Source organism: Kitasatospora sp. NPDC057500, from assembly GCF_042802195.1.
In the GTDB taxonomy this organism is placed as follows: Bacteria; Actinomycetota; Actinomycetes; order Streptomycetales; family Streptomycetaceae; genus Kitasatospora.
This window is the reverse complement of sequence record NZ_JBHVER010000353.1, coordinates 1-4678: the sequence shown is the minus strand read 5'-3', so window position 1 is coordinate 4678 and position 4678 is coordinate 1. Positions and strand designations below refer to the sequence as shown.

The 4678-nt window shown below is 72.1% G+C and carries 4 protein-coding genes; all 4 read left to right on the top strand.

The window, feature by feature from the left end; genetic code table 11:
* The first annotated feature begins 48 nt into the window (after positions 1-48).
* Genes tal through pgl form a run of 4 tightly spaced genes read left to right on the top strand, consistent with a single transcriptional unit; the run spans position 49 to position 4655 of the window.
* Positions 49-1188 (top strand): transaldolase, encoded by a 1140-nt coding sequence (gene tal, locus ACFU74_RS36180; protein ID WP_380764376.1) that lies wholly within the window; start codon positions 49-51, stop codon positions 1186-1188.
* A gap of 58 nt (positions 1189-1246) precedes the next feature.
* On the top strand, positions 1247-2803 hold the full coding sequence (zwf, locus tag ACFU74_RS36175) for a glucose-6-phosphate dehydrogenase (protein ID WP_380764377.1): 1557 nt from the start codon (positions 1247-1249) through the stop codon (positions 2801-2803).
* Positions 2800-3870 carry a glucose-6-phosphate dehydrogenase assembly protein OpcA gene (gene opcA, locus ACFU74_RS36170; protein WP_380764375.1) on the top strand — a complete coding sequence of 357 codons (1071 nt, stop codon included), beginning with the start codon at positions 2800-2802 and terminating at the stop codon, positions 3868-3870. Before zwf ends, opcA begins: the two co-directional genes overlap by 4 nt.
* Positions 3867-4655: a 6-phosphogluconolactonase gene (gene pgl, locus ACFU74_RS36165; RefSeq protein ID WP_380764374.1), complete on the top strand. Its 789-nt coding sequence runs from the start codon at positions 3867-3869 to the stop codon at positions 4653-4655. The genes opcA and pgl overlap by 4 nt, the downstream gene beginning before the upstream one ends.
* Positions 4656-4678 lie beyond the last annotated feature (23 nt).

The following is a 4678-nucleotide window of genomic DNA, read 5'->3' as shown; positions in this document are numbered from 1 at the left end:
CCCCCCACACCACCCCACAGCACGAAGAAGTAAAGGGACGGAAGCACCATGACTGACGCACTGAAGCGCCTCAGCGACGAAGGCGTGGCGATCTGGCTGGACGACCTCAGCCGCAAGCGGCTGAACACCGGGAACCTCGCCGAGCTGGTGCAGCACAAGCACGTGGTGGGCGTGACCACCAACCCGACCATCTTCCAGAAGGCCATCGGCGGCGGCGACAGCTCCTACGACGGCCAGCTGCGCGACCTCGCCGTCCGCAAGGTCACCACCGACGAGGCCGTCCGCATGATCACCACCTCGGACGTGCGGGACGCCGCCGACGTGCTGCGCCCGGTCTACGACGCGTCCAACGGCCGCGACGGCCGGGTCTCCATCGAGGTCGACCCGCGACTGGCCCACGAGACCGCCGCCACGGTGGCCGAGGCCAAGCAGCTGTGGTGGCTCGTCGACCGCCCGAACGTGTTCATCAAGATCCCCGCCACCAAGGCCGGCCTGCCCGCGATCGCCGAGGTCATCGGCAAGGGCATCAGCGTCAACGTCACGCTGATCTTCTCGCTGGAGCGCTACAAGGCGGTCATGGAGGCCTACCTGACCGGTCTGGAGGCCGCCAAGGCCAAGGGCCTGGACCTCTCCCAGATCGAGTCGGTCGCCTCCTTCTTCGTCTCCCGCGTCGACACCGAGATCGACAAGCGCCTGGAGAAGATCGGCGGCGACGCCAAGGACCTCCGCTCCAAGGCGGCCCTGGCCAACGCCCGCCTCGCCTACCAGGCCTACGAGGAGGTCTTCGGCACCGTCGACGGCAAGACCGCCGGCAGCGCCCGCTGGAAGGCCCTGGAGGCCGCCGGCGCCAAGCCGCAGCGCCCGCTCTGGGCGTCCACCGGCGTCAAGGACCCGGCCCTGCCGGACACCCTGTACGTCACCGAGCTGGTCGCGCCCGGCACCGTCAACACCATGCCCGAGGCCACCCTGGACGCCACCGACGACCACGGCGTGGTCACCGGCGGCACCATCGTCCCGAACTACGCCGACGCCAAGGCCGTGATGGACGCCATCGCCGCCGCCGGCGTGGACTACGACGACGTGGTCCAGGTGCTGGAGGACGAGGGCGTGGAGAAGTTCGAGCAGTCCTGGAAGGAGCTGCTCGACACCGTCACCGCCTCGCTCGCGTCGTTCGCCGACGAGAAGTGACCCCCTGCTCACAGCGCACGAAAGCGGAGCCCATCAAGTGAGCACTGATTTCCCCGAGTTGGCACCGGAGTCGGACGCGGACAACCTCCCGTCGGGCCCCGTCAACCCGCTTCGCGACCCCTCCGACCGGCGGCTCCCGCGCATCGCGGGGCCGTCCGGCCTGGTCATCTTCGGGGTCACCGGTGACCTGTCCCGCAAGAAGCTGATGCCGGCCATCTACGACCTGGCCAACCGCGGCCTGCTGCCGCCGGGCTTCTCGCTCGTCGGCTTCGCCCGCCGCGAGTGGAAGGACGAGGACTTCGCCCAGGAGGTCCACGACGCGGTCAAGGAGCACGCCCGCACCCCCTTCCGCGAGGAGGTGTGGCAGCAGCTCGCCAAGGGCATGCGCTTCGTCCACGGGACCTTCGACGACGACGACGCCTTCGACAAGCTCCGCGAGACCATCCAGGAGCTGGACAAGGCGCAGGGCACCGGCGGCAACTTCGCCTTCTACCTGTCCGTCCCGCCGAAGTTCTTCCCCACCGTCGTCCAGCAGCTCAAGAAGCACGGGCTGGCCGACCCGCCCACCGGCTCCTGGCGGCGCGCCGTCATCGAGAAGCCGTTCGGCCACGACCTGGAGTCCGCCCAGGAGCTGAACCGGATCGTCCACGAGGTCTTCCCCCGGGACGAGGTCTTCCGGATCGACCACTACCTGGGCAAGGAGACCGTCCAGAACATCCTGGCGCTCCGCTTCGCCAACCAGATGTTCGAGCCGATCTGGAACCGGTCGTACGTCGACCACGTGCAGATCACCATGGCCGAGGACATCGGCATCGGCGGCCGGGCCGGCTACTACGACGGCATCGGCTCGGCCCGTGACGTCATCCAGAACCACCTGCTCCAGCTGATGGCGCTCACCGCCATCGAGGAGCCGGCGTCCTTCCACCCGAAGGCGCTGGTGGCCGAGAAGCTCAAGGTGCTCAGCGCCGTCAAGCTCCCGGCCGACCTCGGCCGGCACACCGTGCGCGGCCAGTACACGGCCGGCTGGCAGGGCGGCGAGGAGGTCGGCGGCTACCTCGACGAGGACGGCATCAACCCGGACTCCAAGACCGACACCTACGCGGCCATCAAGCTGGAGATCAACAACCGCCGCTGGGCGGGTGTGCCGTTCTACCTGCGCACCGGCAAGCGGCTGGGCCGCCGGGTCACCGAGATCGCGGTGGTCTTCCAGCGCGCCCCGTACCTGCCGTTCGACTCCTACGCCACCGAGGAGCTGGGGCAGAACGCCCTGGTCATCCGGGTGCAGCCGGACGAGGGCGTCACCGTGCGGTTCGGCTCCAAGGTGCCGGGCACCTCCTTCGAGGTCCGGGACGTCACGATGGACTTCGCCTACGGCGAGTCCTTCACCGAGTCCTCCCCGGAGGCGTACGAGCGGCTCATCCTCGACGTGCTGCTCGGCGACGCCAACCTCTTCCCCCGTCACCAGGAGGTCGAGCTCTCCTGGCAGATCCTCGACCCGATCGAGAAGTACTGGGACACCCACGGCAAGCCCGCCGAGTACCCGGCCGGCACCTGGGGCCCGGCCGAGGCTGACGAGATGCTCGCACGAGACGGCAGGAGCTGGCGCCGGCCATGAAGATCGACCTCACGAACACCACGTCCAGCAAGATCAACGCGGCGCTCATGGAGGCCCGCAGGGGCAGTGGCGCCACCGCCGCCGGCATGGTGCTCACCCTGGTGATCGTGACCGACGAGGGCAGCGCCTACGACGCCCTCAAGGCGGCCAACGACGCCTCCCGCGAGCACCCCTCGCGCACCCTGGCGGTCATCAAGCGCGCCGGGCGCTCGCCCCGGGCCCGCGCCGAGACCCGCCTGGACGCGGAGGTCCTGGTCGGCTCCGACGCCGGCTCCGGCGAGACGGTCGTCCTGCGGATGCACGGCGAACTCGCCGCGCACGCCCAGTCGGTCGTCCTGCCGCTGCTGCTGCCGGACGCCCCGGTGGTGGTCTGGTGGCCGGACAACGCGCCGCTGCACCCGGCGCAGGACCCGCTGGGCGCGCTCGCCCAGCGCCGGATCACCGACGCGGTCACCGCCGAGTCCCCGGTCGGCCAGCTCGCCCAGCGGGCCCAGAGCTACACCCCTGGCGACACCGACCTGGCCTGGACCCGGGTCACCGGCTGGCGCTCGATGCTGGCCGCCGCGCTGGACCAGCGGCCGTCGACGATCACCTCCGCGGTGGTCGAGGGCGAGTCGTACAACCCCAGCGTCGAGCTGCTCGGCCTGTGGCTGCACACCCGGCTGCACGTGCCGGTCGAGCGGGTCGTCACCAACGGCCCGGGCATCACCGCGGTGCACCTGCGCACCAAGGACGGGGACATCACCCTGGACCGCCCGGACGGCCTGATGGGCACGCTGTCCATGCCCGGCTCGCCGGACCGCCAGGTGGCGCTCAAGCGGCGCGAGACCTCGGAGCTGATCGCCGAGGAGCTGCGCCGGCTCGACCCGGACGACATCTACGCGGCCGCCGTGCGCACGCCGGTGGACCGGCTCAAGGAGCCGGACGACGGCGGGCAGGCGGCCACCGAGGCGGTCACCGAGCCGGCCACCGAGGACGGCGGGCAGGGCGCCGAGCAGGTCGCCGAGCCGGCTCCCGCCGCCAAGAAGGCCGCCGCCAAGCGCGGCGCCAAGAAGGCGGACGCATGACCGCGGCCACCCCCCAACTGGTCGTCCACCGGGACAAGGAGCTGATGGCCCAGGCGGCCGCGGCCCGGCTGATCACCCGGATCGTGGACGCCCAGGCCGCCCGCGGCACCGCCTCGGTGGTGCTCACCGGCGGACGCAACGGCAACGCCCTGCTGGCCGCGATCGCCGCCTCCCCGGCGCGCGACGCGGTCGACTGGGCGCGGCTGGACCTCTGGTGGGGCGACGAGCGGTTCCTGCCCTCCGCCGACCCCGACCGCAACGCCGTGCAGGCCCGCGCCGAGCTGCTGGACGCCGTCCCGCTCGACCCGGCGCGGGTGCACGAGATGCCCGCCTCGGACGGCACCGACGGCTCGGACGTCGACGCCGCCGCGGCCCGCTACGCGCAGGAACTGGCGGAGGCGGCCGGACCGGGCGACCGGGCCGGCGTCCCGGCCTTCGACGTGCTGCTGCTCGGCGTCGGCCCGGACACCCATGTCGCCTCGCTCTTCCCCGAGCACCCGGGCGTGCGGGAGACCGAGCTGACGGTGGTCGGCGTGCGCGGCGCGCCCAAGCCGCCGCCGAACCGGATCTCGCTCACCCTCCCGGCCATCCGCACCGCCCGCGAGGTGTGGCTGCTGGCGGCCGGCGAGGACAAGGCGGGCGCGGTGGCGGTGGCCCTGTCCGGCCCGGGCGAGCTCCAGGCGCCCGCCTCCGGCGCGCACGGCACCAGCCGCACCCTGTGGCTGCTGGACCGCGCCGCGGCGTCCCGGCTACCGCCCCAGCTGTACCCCCCGGCCTCGGCCTGAGGCCCGGAAGCACCGAAGGGCGC